Genomic DNA, 21,494 nt, shown 5'->3' with positions numbered 1-21,494 from the left:
GGCGGGCGGGGGCCGTGGTGCCGGGGCCACCCGCGCCCCCCGATGCGCCCTCCGATCGTCCGACCTCACCCGATCGAGTGACCCGGCACCGGGATCTCCGCCCGGACCCCGGCCGTTCTATCCATTGCGAGGGCAGAACTCGGCCGTGAGCAGTGCGGGTTCGAGGGCCGGGTCTGCGATCGCCGTCGTGTTCACCCGGAAGGTGAGGACATGCCGGCCGCCGATCGAGACAGCGCTCCGCACGTAGCTGCCCGCGATCCGGCCGTTGTGCCCCCACACCGTGGTCCCGCACGACAGCTTCACAGGAAAGATCCCGAGACCGTACGCCCCATGTGCGGCACGGGTGTCGAGCATCTCGCGCAGCCGGCGCGGGGGCAGCAGCTCGCCGTCCAGCAGCGCCGCGTAGAAGCGGTCCAGGTCGTCGAGCGTGGTCACCAGCTCACCCGCCGCGCCGGCCACGCGCGGGTCGAGCTCGGTGACGTCGGAGCCGTCGGTCTCGTAGGCGCGGCCGTGCGGCGAGGGCAGCGTGGTGCGGGTGCCCGGGAGGGACGTGCCCGTCAGACGGAGGGGAGTGATGATGCGGCGCCGGACCTCGGTGGCGTACGAGTGGCCGGTGACCCGGCGGATGGCCATGCCGAGCACGACGTAGTCGGTGCTGGAGTACGCGTAGCGACCCAGCCCGGTCGAAGGGAGGGAGAGCGCGATGCGCACGGCCTGAAGCGGCGTCAGGGGGACGGCTCCCCGGGTGACCGTGGTGAAGTCGGCGAGCCCGCCGGTGTGGCTGAGCAGCGCCCGCAGGGTGATCCGCCGCCCGTCGACGCCGCGCCCGCGCAGCAGCCCCGGCAGATACCGCTCCACGGGGTCGGACAGGGAGAGCCGGTGTTCCGCGGCCAGTTGCAGGACGACGGTGGCGATGAAGGTCTTCGTGATGCTGCCGGCCCGGAAGCGGTCGGCCCGGGCGATGCCCCGGCCGGCGGCCGCATAGCGGACGTCGTCGCCGTCGCGGTCCAGGAAAGCGGCGGCGGGTGCTCTGCCTTTGGTGACGAACTGTGACAGGAGCGGGTCCGTGGCCTCCGCCGAGGACGCGGAACCGGCCGTCAACGGGGCGAACAGCAGGGCGAGAGAGACCGGTATGGCCAGCAGTGTCCGAAGCGGCGGCATCCGGGTTCCTCCCTTCACGTGGCCCATCATCCCGGCTCGTGTGACGCCCTCGTCACCGGGGGTTCCGGTCGGCCGGCCCCGATGTGCGATCAGGGGCCCCTGGGCGTCGGGCACTTGTCGGGTGAGGGACAATGGAGGCTCTGTCAGGGCGGGTTGCATGAGGGGACGCATGTCGGAGGCGGAGCGGGCGGGTACTTCTCGTCAGGGGACTCGTCAGGACAACAGCGAGCGTCTTCTCGCCGGGCGGTACCGGCTGGGAGGAGTGCTCGGCCGCGGCGGCATGGGCACCGTGTGGCGGGCCGAGGACGAGACCCTGGGCAGGACGGTGGCCGTCAAGGAACTGCGGTTCCCGTCGAACATCGACGAGGAGGAGAAGCGGCGCCTGATCACGCGCACCCTGCGCGAGGCCAAGGCGATCGCCCGGATCCGCAACAACAGCGCGGTGACGGTCTTCGACGTGGTCGAAGAGGACGACCGGCCCTGGATCGTGATGGAGCTGGTCGAGGGCAAGTCGCTGGCCGAGGTCATCCGGGAGGACGGCCTGCTGGACCCGAAGCGGGCGGCCGAGGTCGGGCTGGCGATCCTGGACGTGCTGCGGTCGGCGCACCGCGAGGGCATCCTGCACCGGGACGTGAAGCCGTCCAACGTGCTGATCTCCGAGCACGACGGCCGGGTCGTGCTCACCGACTTCGGCATCGCCCAGGTCGAGGGCGACCCGTCCATCACCTCCACCGGCATGCTCGTCGGCGCCCCCTCCTACATCTCCCCGGAGCGGGCCCGCGGTCACAAGCCCGGCCCGGCGGCCGACCTGTGGTCGCTCGGCGGCCTGCTGTACGCGGCGGTCGAGGGCGCACCGCCGTACGACAAGGGGTCGGCGATCGCCACGCTGACGGCGGTCATGACCGAGCAGCTGGAGGAGCCCAAGAACGCGGGACCGCTGAAGGACGTCATCTACGGGTTGCTCAACAAGGACCCGGCCAAGCGGCTGGACGACGCGGGTGCCCGGGCGATGCTCGACGCGATCGTCAACGCGCCCAAGGAGCCGCCCGCGGACGCCACCCGGGTCGTACCGCTGCCTCCGCAGCCGGACGCCCCGCAGGAGCAGAAGGGCGCCGGGGCCAAGCGGGGCGAGGAGGCCGGGGAGAAGCTGCGCGGGGCGCTGCGCTCGGTGCGGAAGGCCGCGGGGGCGGCCGGTGCCGCGGCCGCGACCCGGACGAAGAGCACCGGCACCGGCACCGATACCGGCGCGGGCGCCGAGGCGGGCGTCGCCGCGGGCCCGGTCGTGACCGGTTCGCCCTCGGTGCCGGTCGCGGGTGCGCGTCCGGCCGCCGCCGGCGGCGGGTCCGGCGCCGGTAGCGCCTCTGCGGGGACCAAGCCCACGGCCGGCAAGGCGAGTTCGGGATGGCCCATGATGCCGCCGCCGGATCTTGACCTGGCCCCCCGGCCCGTGCCCAAGGCGCCGCTCACCGACGTGGTGCCGAAGCGCACCCTGGTGATCATCGCCGTGGTGGTGGTGCTCGCGGTGCTCGGTACCGTGCTCGCCATCGTGCTGAACGGCGACGACGGGGACAGCAAGGGGAGCGGCAAGAGCGGCGGTTCCAAGGCGGTGGCGACCTCGGGGGCGAGCGCCAGCGCCGGTTCCGGTTCCGGTTCGAAGTCCGGCTCCGGGTCCTCCACCAAGGAGGACACGAGCGGCGGCACGGTGGCGGACGGGGACGCGTCGACGGCCCAGACCGCCGGGAGCGACGGCTCGGACGAGTCCGGGGACGACGCCTCCTCGGCGTCGAACTCCAGTGGCAGTGACAGCGGCAGTGGCAGCGCGCCGGTGGTGACGAAGTACAAGGGCGACCAGGGGTACTCGATCGGGCTGCCCAAGGGCTGGAAGTTCCAGACCAGCAGTTCCGCCGGGGACCGGTTCACCGGACCCGGCGGGCAGAAGCTGCTGATCGCCTGGACGAGCACGCCCAAGGACGACCCGGTGGCGGACTGGGAGAACCAGGAGCGCTACATGGTGCGCTCCCAGTACCACAAGATCCGCATAGCCTCGGTGAGCTACCGCGGCTGGAACACGGCCGACTGGGAGTTCACCTACGTGGACGGCGGCACCGAGTACCGGACCATCGACCGGGGGTTCGTCGTCAGTTCCCAGCAGGGGTACGCGCTGATGTACACCGCGAAGGCCGGCAACTGGAGCAGTGAGCTGCGCAAGGACACCTGGAAGACGCTGACGGCGTCCTTCGAGCCCAAGTGACAAATTCGCATCCCCACAATGCAACTTGCCTCCGGCACGTATCGTGAGTGGTTGCGGACCGTACGCATCCAGGTATGCATACGGAACGGGCCGCAAAACGAACGGATTTGACCAGCCGGGCGGCCGGGGGAGGCAACGTGGACGACTACGCGGGTCGGGTGCTCGCCGACCGGTACCGCCTGCCGTTGCCCCCCTCCGACGAGTACGAACACACCGAGACGCGGGCCTTCGACACCTACAGCGGGCAGGAAGTGTTCGTCCGCCAGGTGCCGTTGCCGGAGGTCGTCGAGGCGGAGGTGCTGGACGCCGAGGGGCTGCCGCAAGGGTTCACGGCGCGTGACCGTGGCGCGCGCCGGCCGCCGACGGCGCGGACCGCGACACGCCGGCCCAGCGATCCGGTGGTGCGGCGCGCCGTGGAGGCCGCGCAGGCCGCCGCCCGGATCCCCGACCACCCCCGGCTCGACCAGGTCTTCGACGTGTTCGCCGAGGGCGGTTCGCTGTGGATCGTCAGCGAGTCGGTCGCCGCGCGGTCGCTGGCGGCGGTCCTCGCCGAGCAGCCGCTGAGCCCGTACCGGGCTGCGGAGGTCGCCTCCGACGTGCTGATGGCGCTCCGGGTGCTGCACGCCCACGGCTGGGTGCACCGCAACATCACCGCCCGCACGGTCCTCGTCTGCGACGACGGCCGGGTGATGCTGACCGGCCTCGCGGTCGGGGCGGCGGAGGAGGCGCTGTGCGGGTACGACCCGGTGCCGACTCAGGAGGGCGCGAGCGGTGGGAGCGGCCAGGAGGCGGTCGGCGGTCGGCGGGCCGGGGAGGCGGAAGGTTCCGCCACGCCCGGCAGCCTGCCCGGCAACGCGCCCGGCCTCCCGTCCGGTTCGCCCGGTTCGGGCGGTTCCGCCGGCTCGGGTGCCGTCGCCGTCGGAGGCATCGGGAGCATCGGTGGTGCGTCCGGTGGTACAGGCGGCGTGCAACGGGCGCCCGGCGCGCCGGAGACCGATCCCGAAGCCGCTCGGCGCGCCGCGATTCAGGCCCGGGCGGCCGGCGGGCTGCCGAGTGCCGGTCCCGACGAGGGTTCGGGAGGTTCCGGTACGGGTGGCTCGGGAGGTTCCGGTACGGGCGGTGCGGAGCGGCGGGCGTTGGAGACCGGCTCCGACATCCGGGCCGCCAGGGCCGGGGCGATCGCCGCGTACCGGGCGGGAGCCAGGGCCGCCGCCCGGGTCCAGGAGGCCCAGCAGAACGGGCGGGCCGCGCTGCCCGGTGCCCGGCCGCCGGCCGAGGGCGACACCGCGGCGCCCGCACCGCAGCCGCCGTACGGCCCGGGACACGCCAACGGAGCGGCCCAGCAGCCGTATGCCAACGGCGTGGCGCAACCGCCGTACGCGAATGGGCAGGCCCAGGCACCGTACGCGAACGGACAGGCACAACCCCCCTACGCGAACGGGCAGGCGCAGGCGCCGGGCGGGGAGCAGCGGACCGGGGCTGGGGTGCCGCCCGGTCAGATAGCCGATCCGTACGGGGTGGGCGGCGCGCCGTCGCCCTGGCACGGCGCCGCACCCCGCCCCCGCCCCGGCACACCCCCGGCGGTGGCCCCCGGCCAGGAACGCACCGCGCTTCCGGCCGCCGGACCCGGCGCGGGCACGCCCCCGACCGGTACCGGCGCGCCCGCCCCGCGGGCCGGCGCCGAACTCCACGGTGCGCAAGGGCAACCGCACGTCGTCGTGCCCGCGCAGGGTGCCGGACCCACCGCCCGCTGGGGCGAGCCCGCCGCCGTGCCCGGGCGGCGCGGACCCGCCACCGCGCTGGCCGCCGAGCGGGCGCGGCAGGTGCGGATGACCGTGGTCGGACCGGTGACCGAGCGCTGGGCGCCGGAGCAGGCCGTTCCGGTGCACGAGAACTGGCAGCTGGCGGCGCCCATCGGCCCGGCCACCGACCTGTGGGCGCTCGGCGCGCTGCTGTTCCGGGCGGTCCAGGGGCACGCGCCGTATCCGGAGGAGTCGACGGCCGAGCTGGTGCAGCTGGTGTGCTCGGAGCCGCCCGCCTTCGCGGAGGAGTGCGGGTCGCTCCGGCCGGTCGTGGAGTCGTTGCTGCGTCAGGACCCGATCGAGCGGCTGGACTTCGAGGAACTGCGCGGCTGGCTGCGCTCGCTGGTGCGGTCCGCGCCCGAGCCGGACGCCGGCGTGCACGTCGTCGCCGCCCCGCCCACCGACCCCAGGCGGCTGCCGATCATCCGGCGCCGCGGTGAGCTGGTGCGCAGGCGCAAGGCCGGGCTGCCGGCGACACACGGCCGGCACAAGCGGGCCCGGCAGGAGGCCGAGTCCCCGCGCCGGCTGGGCCGCACGCTGCTTCTGCTGGTCCTGCTCCTGCTGGCCGCGGCGGTCGCGTACGCCATGCTGTTCCTGCCGAAGAAGGGCAGCACGGACGACGGCGGCGCGCCGGCCGGCGACCGGACGGGCGCGGCCGGCGAGGCGAGCTCCGCACCGGGCCGGAGCGCGACGCCCACTCCGACACCGACGCCGACGCCCACCTCGACGCCGTCCACCGAGACCCAGACCACCGCCGGCTCGACGGGCGGCGCCACCGTCGCCGACGGGTTCACCCTGCGCCACGACCCGAACGGCTTCCGGATCGCCGTCGCCAAGGGCTGGACCCGCACCCCGAAGAACGGCAGCGGCCAGGTGATCTACTCGCACGGGAAGTTCGAGCTGATCGTGGTGGCCGGACGGGACAGCGCGGCGACCTACGGCAGCGACCCGATGGCGTACCAGCGCGACAAGGAACCGGAGTTGCAGCCGTACCGGGACTCCAGCTGGGCCACCGCCGGCGGGCTGCGGACCATCACGGTGGGTCAGCAGGTGTCGGCCGAGGGGCAGTTCACCTGGACGGACAGCCAGGACGGCGACCTGTTCGTGCGGAACATGGTCTTCCTGATCGACGGGAGGTACCACATCGTGCAGGTACGCGGCCCGGAGGCCGACCGGGACGAGGTCACCACGCTGTACGAGCAGGCGTCGTCGACGTACAAGTACACCGGCTGAGCGGCGCTCAACGCGTTCCGGGCCCGCGTGGTTCCCGTTCCGATGAGGGAATTTCGTTCACATCCCGTAAGGGAAGCGAGAACCGTCACAGTGCTGTCTCCGTGGGACCCCGCTGGTTCCCTGACCGCGGGCCGGTCCTTAGTCTGACCCTGACAAGAGCATTGCGGGGCAACGTGAATCAGATGCAGGGCCTGCTCATCGCGGGCCGCTACCGGCTGGCCGACATCATCGGCAGCGGCGGCATGGGCCGGGTGTGGCGCGCCCATGACGAAGTGCTGCACCGGGCGGTCGCCATCAAGGAACTGACGGCCGCGCTCTACGTCTCCGAGGGCGACCAGGCCGTCCTGCTCGCCCGCACCCGGGCGGAGGCCCGGGCCGCGGCGCGCATCAACCACTCCGCCGTCGTCACCGTCCACGACGTGCTCGAACACGACGGTCGTCCGTGGATCGTCATGGAGCTGGTCGAGGGGTGCTCGCTGGCCGACGCGGTCAAGGAGCGCGGGCGCATCGAGCCGCGGGAGGCCGCGCGGATCGGGCTGTGGGTGCTGCGCGCGCTGCGCGCCGCGCACGGCGCCGGGGTGCTGCACCGGGACGTCAAGCCGGGCAACGTGCTGCTCGGCCGGGACGGCCGGGTCCTCCTCACCGACTTCGGCATCGCGCAGATCGAGGGCGACACGACGATCACCCGTACCGGGGAAGTCGTCGGATCCGTCGACTACCTCGCGCCGGAGCGCGTGCGCGGGCACGATCCGGGACCGTCCTCCGACCTGTGGGCGCTGGGCGCGACGCTGTACACGGCGGTGGAGGGGCGCTCGCCGTTCCGCCGCACCTCGCCGCTCACCACCATGCAGGCGGTCGTCGAGGACGAGGCCGCCGACCCGCAGCTCGCGGGCCCGCTGGAGCCGGTCATCACGGCCCTGCTGCGCAAGGAACCGGCACACCGGCCGAGCCCCGAAGAGGTCGAGCAGATGCTCGCGGAGGCGGCGGAGGGGCGGCGGCCGAGCGGGGCGCAGGCATATGTACCGACGCAGTCGGGGCTCGGCGGCGGCAGCAACTCGTACGGCGGCAACTCGTACGGCGGCGAGTCCTTCGGCGGCGACTCGCACGGGAGCAACGCGCACGGGAGCAACTCGCACGGCAGAAACTCGTACGGCGGCGACGCCTACGGCAGTGACCCCTACGGCAGTTCGTACAGCGGTTCCGTCGGTGGTTCTGCCGGCGGCTCCGTCGGTGGTTCTCACGAGGGGCGGCATCCCTCCGGCGGTTCCATGAGCAGGGTGACGGTCGTCGGTCCGTCGTCCGCGCCCGTCACCGTGCAGCCCGAGCGGCGCCGGCTGCGGACGCTCGCGCTCGTCGTCGCGATGGCCGCGCTGCTCGGCGGGGGCACGGCCGTGGCCCTGCAGAAGTGGGACTTCGGGCAGCAGGACGACACCGGCGGCTCGGCCTCGCCGGCCACGTCCGGCTCTTCCTCGCAGGGCGCGACCACGGCCCCGGACGGCACGATTCCCGCGAGCTGGAAGAAAATCGACGACCCCGCGGGCTTCACGGTGTACCTGCCCGCGGGCTGGAAGCGCTCGGTGTCCATCAAGAAGACGGGAGGCCTGCAGCAGATCGACTACTCGCCCGACGGGGGCAAGCACCTGGTCCGCATCGCCGTCGACAGCTCTCCCGACTTCTCCGACGCGCTCGCGCACCAGAAGGACCTGGAGCAGCAGTTGCATCTGGTCGACTACAACCGCGTGAGCATGAAGCAGAACCTGTACCGGGACCAGCAAGGGGCGGTGTGGGAGTTCACCTGGACCGCGCTGGCCAAGGACTGGCCGTATGCGACCGGGCCGCAGCACGCGATCGAGGAGACGTACGACTCGCGGACGGGGACCGAGTACGCGATCTACGTGGCCTCGCCGGCGCAGGACTGGGCCACGACCAGTAAGCAGTTCAAGTGGGTGCTGCAGAGTTGGGACCCCGGAACCTACGAGTGACGCCTCTCCGGCGGCTTGGCTTGTCACCGTCCGGAAGGTTCGGGTCCGGTGCGGCATCATGGGGCCATGGGGACCGACGGGGACGCCGTCCGTCTGATCGCGGGGCGATATCGCCTGGAAGCGCGGCTCGGGCGGGGCGGGATGGGTGTCGTATGGCGGGCGACCGACCAGTTACTCGGACGGCAGGTCGCCGTCAAGGAGCTCACCGTCGACGACTCCCGCTCGGACGACGACGCCCGGCTCCGCCGCGAACGCACGCTGCGTGAGGCGCAGGCCGTCGCGCAGTTGCACCACCCGCACATCATCGTCGTGCACGACGTGGTCGAGGACGGCGGACGGCCGTACATCGTCATGGAGTTGATCGAAGGCGGTTCGCTCGCCGACCGGATCTCACGGAGCGGGCCGGTGGATGTCGGCGAGGCCGCGCGGATCGGGATCGCCCTGCTGAGCGCGGTGCGGGCGGCGCACGGGGCGGGGGTGCTGCACCGGGACATCAAACCGGCGAACGTGCTCGTCGAGGCGGCCACCGGGCGTGTCGTGCTCACCGACTTCGGCATCGCCCAGGTCGCGGGCGCCACCACGCTCACCGAGACCGGTTCCTTCGTCGGCTCGCCCGAGTACACCGCGCCCGAGCGGATGTCCGGCTCCCGGTCCGGCCCGGCGGCCGACCTGTGGTCGCTGGGCGCGCTGCTGTGCGCGGCGCTCAGCGGCGAGTCGCCGTTCCGGCGCGACTCGCTCGGCGGGATCCTGCATGCCGTGGTCTCCGACGAGATCCGGCCACCGGCCCAGGCCGAGCCGCTGCTGCCGGTCGTACGGGGGCTGCTGGAGCGGGATCCCGAGCGGCGGCTGGGCGCGGCGGAGGCCGAGCTGATGCTGCGCGGGTTCCTGGAGACCGGGACCGTGGCGGACGCCGCCACGGCGCAGGACGCGGGCGCCGCGTCGTACACCCCGACCCAGCGGGACGTGCCGTGGCCGCCGGCACCGGCCCCGGAACCGGCCGCACCGCCCCGGCCCACCTCGACGCGCGGGGTGCTGGTCGCCGCGCTGCTGGTCGCCGCGATGGCCGGGGCGGGGGTGTCGGCGGCCACGCTGCTGTTCAACGGGGGCGGGAGCGGCACCGCCCCGGGCCCCGGCGGTACGACGGCCGTCTCCGCGTCGCGCCCGGCCACCGCCACGGCCACCCGGTCCCCGTCGACGGCCCTGCCCTCCTCGACCGCCCGGCCTTCCTCCTCGACCGCCCCGCCGCCCCCCACCGCCCACTCCTCCACCGCGCCCTCCGGCTACCGCTTCGCGCGGGACCCGGCCGGTTTCGCCCTCGCCGTACCGGAGGGCTTCACCCGCGACCCGCAGGGCGAGCGCGTCTTCTACATGTCGCCGGGGCAGACCTTCCGGCTCGGCATCAAGGTCTCCGAGCCGCAGACGGACGGACCGGGCGGGGTGATGCGGCGGGCGGCGGCCGAGGGACCGAGCACCAACCCCGGGTACCACGACGGCCGGGTCACCGACACCACCCACTCCGGACACCCCGCCGCGTTCTGGGAGTTCACCTGGAAGGGGTTCAGCGCGACGGAGGGACCGCGGCACACCTACGACCTCTGCTGGGAGGAGAGCGGACGGATGTACGACCTGTGGGTGTCGGCGCCGGTCGGGAAGGTGCGGGAGGCGCGGGAGTACTTCGATGTCGCGGTGGACACGTTCACGGCCAACTCGGGCTGACCGGCGCCGACATACGCCGGCACGGGACGGTCGCGGGCACTTCCACAGGAAGGGGCCCGCGGCCGGCGGACCTCTGACCGTGCCGCTTCGACAAGGGCATGGTGCGCAAGGTACTCATGTGGCATGAGTGAAGACGGCGAACAGCCGGTCGAGGGACGCCTGATCGGTGGGCGCTACCGGCTCGCGGAGCGCATCGGCTCCGGGCCGACCGGCACGGTGTGGCGTGCTCACGACGAGCAGGACGATCCGGACCGATCCGGCTCGGACCGATCCGGCTCGGACCGATCCGGCTCGGACCGATCCGGCTCGGACCGATCCGGTCCGGACGGATCCGGCCCGGACTCGGCGGACCGCCGGGACGTCCGAGGTGCTCGGGACGCACGGCACGTCGCCGTCAAGGAGCTGTGTCTGACCGGTGAGCCCGCGGGCGAGGAGCGGCAACGGGTCGCGCACCGGCTGCTGCACGAGGCCCGTGCCGCCGCCCGCGTCGACCATCCGGCCGCCGTGGCCATCCACGACGTACTCATGGACGGAGAACGTCCCTGGATCGTCATGGAGTTGGTGACGGGGGAGTCGCTGCGGGCCGCCCTCGCCGCCCGCGGTCCGCTGCCGACCGCCGAGGCCGCCCGGATCGGGCTCGCCGTCGTCGGCGCCCTGCACGCCGCCCACTGCGTCGGCATCGTCCACCGTGACCTCAAGCCCTCCAACGTCCTCCTCGCAGCCGGCGGCGAGCGCGTCGTCGTCACCGACTTCGGCATCGGCGCGGCGCAACAGGAGCCGTGCAGCGGTGACTTCGTGGCTCCGGAGTGCGGTGCGGGGCTCGGGGCCGGGCCCGCCTCCGACCTGTGGTCCCTGGGCGCCCTGCTCCGCACGGCGATGGACGGCGCGGAGGGCCCCCTCGACCCGCTGCTCGAACAGCTGAGCGCCGCCGAACCGGAGGCCCGGCCGGCGGCCGCCGACGTCGCCGAGACGCTGGCCGAGGCCGCCGGCGTGAGCCTGCCGGAGTGGGTGACCGCACCCCCGGCCCCCGTTTCGGACGCCGCCGCCCCCGCCGCCCCCACCGCGCCCACCGCGCCCTCGGCGGCCGCCGAACCCCGCCGTCTCACCCCGCTCGCCGCCCTCGGCCTGCTCCTCGCCAAAAAACCGGAACGCGGCTGACCGGCGCTGCTCGTCCCCGTCCAACCTCCTGATCAGCGCATTCTCTGCCAGTGATCACTGGCGGTGTGTGTGCGGTCCGTGAAACCGGGTTACCCACGGGTACCCAAAGGCCCCGCTCCCGAATACCCTGCGGCTCATGACGGACTCGCAGGCCCCGGCCCACGCACCGGCCCCCACCGGCACGAACCCGCTCGCCCCCGCCCCCGCAGGGGCCCGAACCGCCGCCGACGTGGTCACGCCCGAGCTGGTCGCCCAGCTCACCAAGGGTGTCGCCGGCTCCGGCCGTACGGCCAACCACACGCCCTTCACCGGCGAGAAGCTGGCCGACCTGCCCGAGTCCACCCCCGAGGACGTGGCCAAGGCCTTCGACGCGGCCCGTGCCGCGCAGGCCGTGTGGGCGAAGGTGCCGGTACGCCAGCGCGCCGCGGTCCTGCTCCGCTTCCACGACCTGATACTGGCCCGCCAGGCCGAGGTCCTCGACCTCATCCAGCTGGAGACCGGCAAGGCCCGCCTGCACGCCCACGAGGAGGTGCAGGCCGTCGCCGTCGCCGCCCGGCACTACGGCCGCAAGGCCCCCGCCTACCTGCGCCCCAAGCGGCACGCGGGCGCCATGCCCACACTCACGCGGGTGACCGAGCTGCGCCACCCGCGGGGCGTGGTCGGCCAGATCGCCCCCTGGAACTACCCCCTGGAACTCTCCGTCGGCGACGCGCTCCCGGCCTTCGTCGCGGGCAACGCGGTCGTCATGAAGCCGGACACCGAGACCTGCCTGACCGCCCTGTGGGCCCGGGACATCCTCATCGAGGCCGGCCTGCCCGCCGACGTCTTCCAGGTCGTGCTCGGCGAGGGCCCGGTCGTCGGCCCCGAGGTCGTCCGGCACGCCGACTACGTCTCCTTCACCGGTTCCACCCGCACCGGACGCGAGGTCGCGCAGGGCGCCGCCGCCCGTCTGGTCGGCGTCTCCCTCGAACTCGGCGGCAAGAACGCCATGCTGGTCCTCGACGACGCCGACATCGAGAAGGCGGCCGCGGGTGCGGTCCGCGCCTGCTTCTCCTCGGCCGGTCAGCTCTGCATCTCCATCGAGCGGCTGTACGTCCACGAGTCGATCGCCGACACCTTCGTCGAGCGCTTCGCCGCCCGCACCAAGGCCATGCGTCTCGGCAAGTCCCTCGCCTACGGCGCCGACATGGGGTCCCTGGTCGGCGAACGGCAGCTGGAGACCGTCACCCGGCATGTCGAGGAGGCCGTCGAGAAGGGCGCGACCGTCGTGGCCGGCGGCACCGCCCGTCCGGACATCGGCCCCTACTTCTACGAGCCGACCATCCTGGACGGCGTCGAGGACGCGATGGCCGTCTGCACGGAGGAGACCTTCGGCCCGGTCGTCTCGATCTACCGCTTCAAGACGGAGGACGAGGCCGTCGAGCACGCCAACGGCACGCCGTACGGCCTCAACTCCTCGGTCTGGACGAAGAACGGCAGCCGCGGCCGCGCCGTCGCCGCCCGCCTGCGCACCGGCACGGTCAACGTCAACGAGGGCTATGCCCCCGCCTACGGCAGCGTCCAGTCCCCGATGGGCGGCATGAAGGACTCGGGCCTGGGCCGCCGGCACGGCTCGGAGGGCATCCTCAAGTACACGGAGGCGCAGACGGTCGCCCAGCAGCGCCTGCTGCCGATGGCCCCCTCACTGGGCATGGACGACGAGAAGTACGCCGCCTTCATGTCCACCAGTCTCCGGGTGATGAAGGCACTGAGGCTGCGCTGAGGCGCCCCTTCAGGGGCGCGGGGAACTGCGCGATCAACCACTGACGGCCCGCACGCGAAACTCAACGAGGAGCCCCCGTGCCCCAGGACACCTACGACTACGACGTCATCGTCGTCGGCTCAGGCTTCGGCGGTTCCGTCACCGCCCTGCGCCTGACGGAAAAGGGCTACCGCGTGGGCGTCCTGGAAGCCGGCCGCCGCTTCACCCGCGAGTCCCTCCCCAAGAACTCCTGGGACATCAAGAACTACCTCTGGGCCCCGCAGCTCGGCTGCTACGGCATCCAGCGCATCCACCTCCTCGGCAACGTCATGGTGCTGGCCGGCGCAGGCGTCGGCGGCGGCTCGCTCAACTACGCCAACACCCTGTACGTCCCGCCGAAGCCCTTCTTCGACGACCCCCAGTGGCGTGACATCACGGACTGGCAGGACGAGTTGAAGCCGTACTACGACCAGGCGCAGCGCATGCTCGGCGTACGGCTCAACCCCACCATGACCCCCTCCGATGTCCACCTGAAGGCGGCGGCGGAGAAGCTGGGCGTCGGCGACACCTTCCACCTCGCCCCGGTCGGCGTCTTCTTCGGCGACGGCAAGGACGCCGACGGCGAGGCGAAGGCGGCCCCCGGCGACCAGGCCGCCGACCCCTACTTCGGCGGCGCGGGCCCCGCCCGCAACGCCTGCACCGAGTGCGGCGAGTGCATGACCGGCTGCCGGCACGGCGCGAAGAACACCCTCAACGAGAACTATCTCCACCTCGCCGAGCAGGCGGGCGCGGTCGTCCACCCCATGACCACCGTCGTCTCCGTCACCGACGACTCCCAGGGCGGCTACGCGATCGCCACCCTCCCCACCGACGACAAGAAGGCGGAGGGCCGGATCCTCAAGGCCCGCCGCGTCGTCATCGCCGCCGGCACCTACGGCACCCAGACCCTCCTGCACCGCATGAAGGCCGGCGGCCAGCTGCCGTATCTCTCCGACCGGCTGGGCGACCTCACCCGCACCAACTCCGAGGCCCTGGTCGGCGCGCAGACCGACGACCGCCGCTACCGCAAGGCGCACGGGACGCCCAGGGCCGACTTCACGCGCGGCGTCGCGATCACGTCGTCCATCCACCCGGACGAGAACACGCACATCGAGCCGGTCCGTTACGGCAGGGGATCGAACGCGATGGGCGGCCTGTCCATCCTCCAGGTCCCGTACGCGGAAGGCTCCTCCCGCGTCCTCGGCTGGCTGGCCAACGCCGCCCGCCACCCCCTTCTGGTGCTGCGCTCGCTCTCCAACCGGCGCTGGTCGGAGCGGACCATCATCGGCCTGGTGATGCAGTCGCTGGACAACTCCCTGACGACGTACCTGAAACCGGACGGCGTCGGCAAGGGCCTGCTCACCGCTCGGCAGGGCCACGGCGCCCCCAACCCCAAGCAGATCAGGGCCGCTTCGGAGGCGGCCACCGTGCTCGCCGCCGAGATCAACGGTTTCGCCGGCAGCAACGTCGGCGAGCTGATGGGCACCCCGCTCACCGCCCACTTCCTCGGCGGCTGCCCCATCGGCGACTCCCGCGAGACTGGGGTCATCGACCCGTACCACCGCCTCTACGGCCACCCGGGCATCTCGGTCGTGGACGGCGCCGCCGTCTCCGCGAACCTGGGCGTGAACCCGTCCCTCACCATCACGGCGCAGGCCGAGCGCGCGATGTCGTACTGGCCCAACAAGGGCGAGGCGGACCCGCGTCCGCGGCAGGGCGAGCCGTACGAGCGCCTCCGGCCGGTCGAGCCGCTCCGTCCGGCGGTCCCGGCCGAGGCCTTCGGCGCACTGCGGCTGCCGTTCCTCGGGATCCCGGCCGTACCGCCGAAGAAGTAGCCGGAAGAAGAAGTAGCCGGAAGAAGAAGCAACCGGTAACCGAAGAGGGACCTGTGCCCCCCTCCGAGCCCAGGTCCCTCTTCGATCGGTGCGCGACCGCCGCCTGACGACGGTTCGCGCGACCTTGCTCCGTGCGGCTCAGGCGCCCGCGTCCACCCCGGTTCCGCTCTTCCGCCGCCGTACCAGGACCACCGCTCCGGCGCCGACCACGACGGCCGCTCCGCCGACCAGGCCGACGACCGGGAGGGCCGAGCTGGAGCCGGTGTCGGCGAGGTTGCCGGTCGGCAGGTCGGAGACGTTGCCCTGGGGCTTCTTCACGGAGTCCTTGCTGCCGTTGTCGCTCGGCGTGGCCGTACCCGGGTCCGGGTTGGACGAGCCGGCCTTGAGGACCGTGAAGTCGTACTGGGCCCAGCCCTCGGCGATGCAGTCCTGGCCGTCGACCTTGTCGAGGTAGGCACCGGAGCCGAAGGAGTAGGCGTCGCCGGCGGGGGCCTTGGCGTCGATGGAGACCCGCAGGTCGACCGACTTGCTCGCGCCCGACTTCAGCTTCGGCACGTAGAAGAAGTAGTCGCCGGCCCAGTCGTCGCTGCCGATCCGGTCCCAGGAGCCGGTGTCGGGGTTCTTGAACTCCAGGTCGACGTACGGGCTGAGGTACTTCGACTCGTCGAGCTCGTAGTTCTCGATCTCGGCGTAGAAGGCGACGCCCTGGACGTCCGTCTTGGAGTCGTTCGTCACGACCAGCTCGAAGCCGTGGAAGCCGTCGCCCGCGACGATCTTGCCCGGCAGGCCCTTGATGTCGGCGGACACCTTGGCGTTGCCGAAGTCCTCGTCGAGGTCCTCGCAGTACGGCACGTCGGGGTCGGACGGGTCCTCGCTGGGCTCGGCCGACTCGGACGGCTCGGCGGAGGCCGATGCCGACGCCGATGCGGAGGCGCTCGCGCTGTCGCTGGGCGATGCGGAGGCCGGCGCGGACCCGGACGCCGACGCGCCGTCGCTCGGTGGGACGGAGTCGGACGGCGAGGCCGAACTCGTGTCGCTCGGTATCTCGCTCGGCGCGCTCTCCGACGCGGACGCCGACGGCGACCCCGACGTCGACTCGTCCGCGAACGCGGCGGGCGCGGACAGCAGGGCGACCGGCGCGATGACGGCCGTGACGGCCGCCGTGGCCATGACCCGGCGAAGTTTCATGAGGACCCCCGTACGTCAGCTGCGGTGGATGGATGTCACCGCTGGTTCCGCTGATGTGACCGGCGAGTCCTGTGAATGGTTGCCTCCACATTCACACCATCCTTATGTGATGTGGGTCACTCGACTTCGGTCTCGATCCCGGGGCTGCCGTCGCCCGAAACCGATTGCGGGGGGTGGCATGGACACAGTCGATTCCAAGGCTATTCTCGCCCCGTCGAACGGCCGAGCGAGAGAGTGTCATGTCTGACAGACGGTCCGAAGAATCGTCGGGGGACGAGCCGTCGTCCTCCTCCATACCCGACGAGGTGTGGGAGCAGTTCCTCCGCGACACCGACCGGGACATCCGCAAGTCCGCCCCCAAGGAGCCCTCCGCCCGGGCCCGTGAGGTGACCGAGCGGCTCAAGAAGCAGAAGGGGGAGCCCGAGGGGTGGCGGACCGGGCCCGCCTGGCAGGAGATGAACGGGCGGGCCGGCCGCCGCCGCAAGGCATGGGCGCTCATCGGCGTCCCGCTGGCGATCGCCGTGGCCGTCGTGGCGATGCGGCCCTCCCTGATCCCCGGCCACCCCTTCGGCTCGTCCGCCGGCACGGACACCGCCACCACGCCGCTCCCCGCCGAGACCACCACGCCGACCGCGCCGCCCTCCGCGGTCGCCGCCCGCACCCCCACGCTCGCCCGTCCGTTCGCCGGTTCCCCGGCGCTGCGCTGGGCCGACGGTGCGGCCGGCATCGTGCTGCCGAAGCCCACCGCGCTCGGTGCGATCCCCAAGGACCGCGTCGAACTGGCCCTCCAGAGGACCAAGAAGCTGCTGGTCGACGCCAACCTGAACCCCGAGGTGGTGGCCGGCGGCAGCCCCGGGGCCGCGCTCTCGGTGCTCGACCCCAAGCAGCCCGACGTGCTGGACGACCTCAAGACCTCGCTGCGCAGCCCGAGCAAGACCCATGACCCGCTGTTCCTCTTCAGCCGCTTCGACCCGAAGGACGTGAAGCAGGCCGGGAAGGTCATCAAGGTGCGCGGCCGGATCACCTTCGCGAAGGGCAAGTACGAGGGCGTGGCCGTGCACGCCGACTACACCTTCGTCTACCCGGTGGTCCGCGTGGGCTCCACCGAGGTCACCCGCACCATCGTGCGCCGGGTCATCGACGCCGAACTCCCCGACCCCACGCGGTACCAGGTCACCCCCGGCCGGCTGACCCTCCTCCGCTTCGACGAGGACGCCGGCAACTCGGCCTGCGACATCAACGACGGCTATCTGCACCCGCAGTTCCCGTCCCAGGCCCCGACCGGCAGCGCCGCCCCGAGCGGGCCGTCCGTCGACCCGTACGACCGCAGCCGGGACATCAGCAAGCAGGAGGCCTGCGGCACGGTGAGCCGTACATAGCGCTGCACGCAGGCGAAGGGCCCCGCGGGACGGAGCCGCGGGGCCCTTCTTTCGTCAGCACCGACGTCAGGGCAGCGTCGGTGCCTGGAAGCGGCGCCGGGGGGTTGCGCCGCTGGTCTGTGCGCCCTGTGCCACCGTCCGAGCCCCGGTCTGCGCCCCGGCGCGCTCGGGGCGTACGGCAGGTCTCGACCTTTGGCGGACGGTCGGCACACGGCAATACCGTTGCCTGAACTGGGACTTGGGAACTCGGAAGGCTTTGCGGGCCTTCTACGCATCGTGCTGGATGGACCCGGCCTCCGCAACCGTTTGACCCAGCCCTTATGCATTTTTGCAATTTTCCGCCGGTCGGCCCCGGGCGTCCCCGGAGCCGGCCGTCTCTTGGGTGACCGGGCTGCTGTCCCCTGCCGTCCGGTCACTTGACTGGAGCGAGGTCCCACGACGCACGGCACGTTCCGTACGTCTCATCGCCCCAGTGAGCCACGCGTGGTTCTTTCGGGCCCGCACCTGGCTGGCACGGACACCCCACCAACGAAACGGCCCGCGGGCCGGTCACGCGCCGTACGGGTGAGAAGACCCCCGAACTCAGATCCGCCCGACTCAGATGCGACCCCGGCACAGCTCCAGGAGCGTCATGGCGAGGGCGGTGCCGGGCTTGCCGAGCGCCGCGCTGTAGTGGCCGAGGATCTCCATCTCCCGGGAGAGGTTCACCCGGCGGCCGCCGGAGGCGATCCGGGCCTCCTGGACGACCGCGGAGACGGCGATCCGTTCCTGGATCAGACCGATGATCCGGTCGTCGAGCGCATCGATGCGCTCCCGCGCACCGCTGATCACCTCGGCGGCCTCGGGGGTACGGGCACCGGTCACGTCGATCGCGTTCATGGGGGCTCCTCGCCGGAAGGGTTGTGGTGCCCCGAACCGACAGGATCCGGAGAAACACCAGGCGCCCCGGACCTTGTCGGCCCGGGGCGCCTGGGGAAGTCGCTTGTCAGTAGCTCAAGCAGCACGACCATGGCAGCCGGTGGGCCGGTTGCCATAGGTAAAGAGGAAGGTCGTCTGGGTGAGCATGGGGCCGAGTATGCCACAGAACCCCCGGGGCGGACCGAGGTGGGCTGGGCGGACCGGGCTGGCCAGGCGGGGTTGGGCTCGCTGGGCCGGGCGGTGGCTTCTCGGCTGGCTGGCAGGCTGGCCGGCCGAGCCGTCGTGGGCGGTGGGCGGGGCGGCCACTTTTTGGCCCACCGAGTCGAAGGGGGGCGGTCACTTTTTGACTGACCGAGTCGGGTGGTGGGTGGGCATAGGAACCGGGGGTCTGGGGGCGGAGCCCCCAGGGACGGGAGCTGCCCCACCGCGCCCCGTTAGAATCGAAGACACAGACCCCGCCCACCCGCCGAAAGGCACCCCGTGTCCTCAGCCATCCCCGACACCGTCCTGGTCGTCGACTTCGGCGCGCAGTACGCCCAGCTCATCGCCCGCCGCGTCCGCGAGGCCCGGGTCTACAGCGAGATCGTGCCCAGCACCATGCCGGTCGCCGAGATGCTCGCCAAGAACCCGGCGGCGATCATCCTCTCCGGCGGCCCCTCGTCCGTGTACGAGGAGGGCGCTCCCCGCCTGGACCGCGAACTCTTCGAGGCCGGCGTCCCCGTCTTCGGCATGTGCTACGGCTTCCAGCTGATGGCACAGGTCCTCGGCGGCACCGTCGACAACACCGGCGCCCGCGAGTACGGCCGTACCGACCTGCACGTCTCCAAGACGTCCTCCACCCTGTTCGAGGGCACCCCCGGCGAGCAGCACGTGTGGATGTCGCACGGCGACGCCTGCTCCGCCGCCCCCGAGGGCTTCACCGTCAGCGCGTCCACGGACGTCGTCCCGGTCGCCGCCTTCGAGAACGACGAGAAGAAGCTCTACGGCGTCCAGTACCACCCCGAGGTCATGCACTCCACGCACGGCCAGCAGGTCCTGGAGCACTTCCTGTACCGCGGCGCGGGCCTGAAGCCGACCTGGACCACCGGCAACGTCATCGACGAGCAGGTCGCCGCGATCCGCGAACTGGTCGGCGACAAGCGCGCCATCTGCGGCCTGTCCGGCGGCGTCGACTCCGCGGTGGCCGCGGCCCTCGTCCAGAAGGCCATCGGTTCCCAGCTGACCTGCGTCTACGTCGACCACGGCCTGATGCGCAAGGGCGAGACCGAGCAGGTCGAGAAGGACTTCGTGGCCGCCACCGGCGTCCAGCTGAAGGTCGTCGACGCACAGGCCCGCTTCCTCGACGCCCTCGCCGGCGTCTCCGACCCGGAGCAGAAGCGGAAGATCATCGGCCGCGAGTTCATCCGGGTCTTCGAGCAGGCCCAGGCCGAGATCATCGCCGACGCCGGCCCGGCCGTGGAGTTCCTGGTCCAGGGCACCCTCTACCCGGACGTCGTGGAGTCCGGCGGCGGCACCGGCACCGCGAACATCAAGTCGCACCACAACGTCGGCGGCCTGCCGGAAGACCTCGAGTTCAAGCTGGTCGAGCCGCTGCGCAAGCTCTTCAAGGACGAGGTCCGGATGGTCGGCCAGGAGCTCGGCCTGCCGGAGGAGATCGTCCAGCGCCAGCCCTTCCCGGGCCCGGGCCTCGGCATCCGGATCGTCGGCGAGGTCACCAAGGAGCGCCTGGACCTGCTCCGCGAGGCCGACGCGATCGCCCGCGAGGAGCTGACCGCGGCCGGTCTCGACCGGGACATCTGGCAGTGCCCGGTGGTCCTGCTCGCCGACGTCCGCAGCGTCGGCGTCCAGGGCGACGGCCGCACCTACGGCCACCCGATCGTCCTGCGCCCGGTCTCCTCCGAGGACGCCATGACGGCCGACTGGTCCCGCCTGCCGTACGAGGTCCTCGCGAAGATCTCCACCCGGATCACCAACGAGGTCCGTGACGTCAACCGGGTCGTCCTCGACGTCACCTCCAAGCCGCCGGGCACCATCGAGTGGGAGTAGTCCCGGGCGCGCCCGATCGCGCCCGGTGCCGAAGAAGCGGAAGAAGCTGATGGAAGAGGTGGTACCGCCCCGGCGGTGCCACCTCTTCGGCATGTGCCGTACGGGCCACCCGGCTGTCGAATCGCGACATCTTCTGTCGTGATGTGTTCGCGTGCGTCATCTTTACAGAACAACTCTGTTTTCCTGCGCTGACCGGCGGTAACTTCCGGCCGTAACACAAACCCAGTGCAGGAGGACCTATGCACGGGCCGACCCCGCCCCTGCCGCTGCCCACCGATCAGCTCCAGTTCGCGATGCCGCCGATGTACGACTCGCTCGACGACGAGCGCCGGCATCGCAAGGAGCGGCTCGCCGGTGCGCTGCGGATCTTCGGCCGGGCCGGACTGGAGGACGGGGTGTCCGGCCACATCACCGCCCGCGACCCCGAATACTCGAACTGTTTCTGGGTCAACCCGTTCGGCATGCCGTTCAAGCACGTCACCGTGAGCGACCTCGTCCTGGCCAACCAGGACGGCCAGGTGATCGAGGGCCGCTACCACATCAACCAGGCCGCCTTCACCGTCCACGTGCAGGTGCACGCGGCCCGCCCGGACGTCGTCGCCGTCGCCCACTGCCACTCCGTGCACGGCCGCGCCCTGTCCGCCCTCGGCGACCTGCTCGACCCGATCAGCCAGGAGAGCTGCGCCTTCTACGAGGACCACGCCCTCTACGACGCCTACACCGGAGTCGCCGTCGACGCCGAGGAGGGCCGCCGGATCGCGGGCGCCCTCGGCACCCGCAAGGCGCTGGTGCTGCGCAACCACGGGCTGCTGACCGTCGGCGACTCGGTGGACGCGGCGGCCTGGTGGTTCCTGTCGATGGAGAAGTCCGCGCAGGTCCAGCTCACCGCGAAGGCGGCTGGCCGGCTGCTGCTCATCGACCACAAGCTCGCCGTCGCCACCCGGGAACAACTCGGCGGCGACCTGGTGGCCTGGATCAACTACCAGCCCCTGTGGCAGGACATCAGCCGCAGCGAACCGGACCTGCTCAGCTGACCCCTCGGCTG

Annotated in this window: 13 protein-coding genes; 10 read left to right on the top strand and 3 right to left on the bottom strand. The window is 72.2% G+C overall.

The annotated features are described in order from the left end of the window. Positions 1-117 precede the first annotated feature (117 nt). Positions 118-1,161 (bottom strand): serine hydrolase domain-containing protein, encoded by a 1,044-nt coding sequence (locus ACWGKQ_RS06350; RefSeq protein WP_453290707.1) that lies wholly within the window; start codon positions 1,159-1,161, stop codon positions 118-120. Between the two features lie 169 nt (positions 1,162-1,330). On the opposite strand from ACWGKQ_RS06350, the gene ACWGKQ_RS06345 reads away from it, so the two are divergent. The 7 genes from ACWGKQ_RS06345 to ACWGKQ_RS06315 all read left to right on the top strand — a co-directional run bounded on the left by ACWGKQ_RS06345 (position 1,331) and on the right by ACWGKQ_RS06315 (position 14,918). Beyond that, on the top strand, positions 1,331-3,412 hold the full coding sequence (locus ACWGKQ_RS06345; protein ID WP_453290706.1) for a serine/threonine-protein kinase: 2,082 nt from the start codon (positions 1,331-1,333) through the stop codon (positions 3,410-3,412). A gap of 137 nt (positions 3,413-3,549) precedes the next feature. Then, on the top strand, positions 3,550-6,447 hold the full coding sequence (locus ACWGKQ_RS06340) for a protein kinase (protein WP_453290705.1): 2,898 nt from the start codon (positions 3,550-3,552) through the stop codon (positions 6,445-6,447). A 182-nt stretch (positions 6,448-6,629) separates the two neighbouring features. Beyond that, a complete protein-coding gene (locus tag ACWGKQ_RS06335; protein ID WP_453290704.1) occupies positions 6,630-8,429 on the top strand; it encodes a serine/threonine-protein kinase in 1,800 nt (599 codons plus the stop codon). 66 nt (positions 8,430-8,495) lie between these two features. Next, positions 8,496-10,145: a serine/threonine-protein kinase gene (locus tag ACWGKQ_RS06330; RefSeq protein WP_453290703.1), complete on the top strand. Its 1,650-nt coding sequence runs from the start codon at positions 8,496-8,498 to the stop codon at positions 10,143-10,145. Between the two features lie 123 nt (positions 10,146-10,268). Further along, on the top strand, positions 10,269-11,303 hold the full coding sequence (locus tag ACWGKQ_RS06325) for a serine/threonine-protein kinase (RefSeq protein WP_453290702.1): 1,035 nt from the start codon (positions 10,269-10,271) through the stop codon (positions 11,301-11,303). 136 nt (positions 11,304-11,439) lie between these two features. Then, positions 11,440-13,065, top strand: a complete 1,626-nt coding sequence (locus tag ACWGKQ_RS06320; RefSeq protein WP_453290701.1) for a succinic semialdehyde dehydrogenase — start codon at positions 11,440-11,442, stop codon at positions 13,063-13,065. A 77-nt stretch (positions 13,066-13,142) separates the two neighbouring features. Beyond that, the gene (locus tag ACWGKQ_RS06315; protein WP_453290700.1) at positions 13,143-14,918 is read left to right on the top strand and encodes a GMC family oxidoreductase N-terminal domain-containing protein; all 1,776 of its coding nucleotides are present in this window, start codon (positions 13,143-13,145) and stop codon (positions 14,916-14,918) included. Between the two features lie 138 nt (positions 14,919-15,056). Here ACWGKQ_RS06315 and ACWGKQ_RS06310 read toward each other — a convergent pair whose 3' ends face one another. Then, the gene (locus ACWGKQ_RS06310) at positions 15,057-16,106 is read right to left on the bottom strand and encodes an LAETG motif-containing sortase-dependent surface protein (protein ID WP_453290699.1); all 1,050 of its coding nucleotides are present in this window, start codon (positions 16,104-16,106) and stop codon (positions 15,057-15,059) included. A gap of 239 nt (positions 16,107-16,345) precedes the next feature. Here ACWGKQ_RS06310 and ACWGKQ_RS06305 point away from each other — a divergent pair, with 239 nt between their 5' ends. Further along, positions 16,346-17,485, top strand: a complete 1,140-nt coding sequence (locus ACWGKQ_RS06305; protein ID WP_453290698.1) for a hypothetical protein — start codon at positions 16,346-16,348, stop codon at positions 17,483-17,485. 597 nt (positions 17,486-18,082) lie between these two features. Here the strand turns inward: ACWGKQ_RS06305 and ACWGKQ_RS06300 are convergent. After that, on the bottom strand, positions 18,083-18,364 hold the full coding sequence (locus ACWGKQ_RS06300) for a chorismate mutase (RefSeq protein ID WP_453290697.1): 282 nt from the start codon (positions 18,362-18,364) through the stop codon (positions 18,083-18,085). Positions 18,365-18,883: 519 nt separating this feature from the next. Here ACWGKQ_RS06300 and guaA point away from each other — a divergent pair. Continuing rightward, a complete protein-coding gene (guaA, locus tag ACWGKQ_RS06295) occupies positions 18,884-20,449 on the top strand; it encodes a glutamine-hydrolyzing GMP synthase (RefSeq protein WP_453290696.1) in 1,566 nt (521 codons plus the stop codon). 239 nt (positions 20,450-20,688) lie between these two features. Further along, entirely contained in the window at positions 20,689-21,483 is a 795-nt protein-coding gene (locus ACWGKQ_RS06290) for a class II aldolase/adducin family protein (RefSeq protein WP_453290695.1), read from the top strand. The last annotated feature ends 11 nt before the right edge of the window (positions 21,484-21,494 follow it).

The sequence above is a fragment of the Streptomyces sp. NPDC054770 genome (genome assembly GCF_053611985.1).
This window is presented reverse-complemented; position numbering and strand designations above follow the sequence as displayed.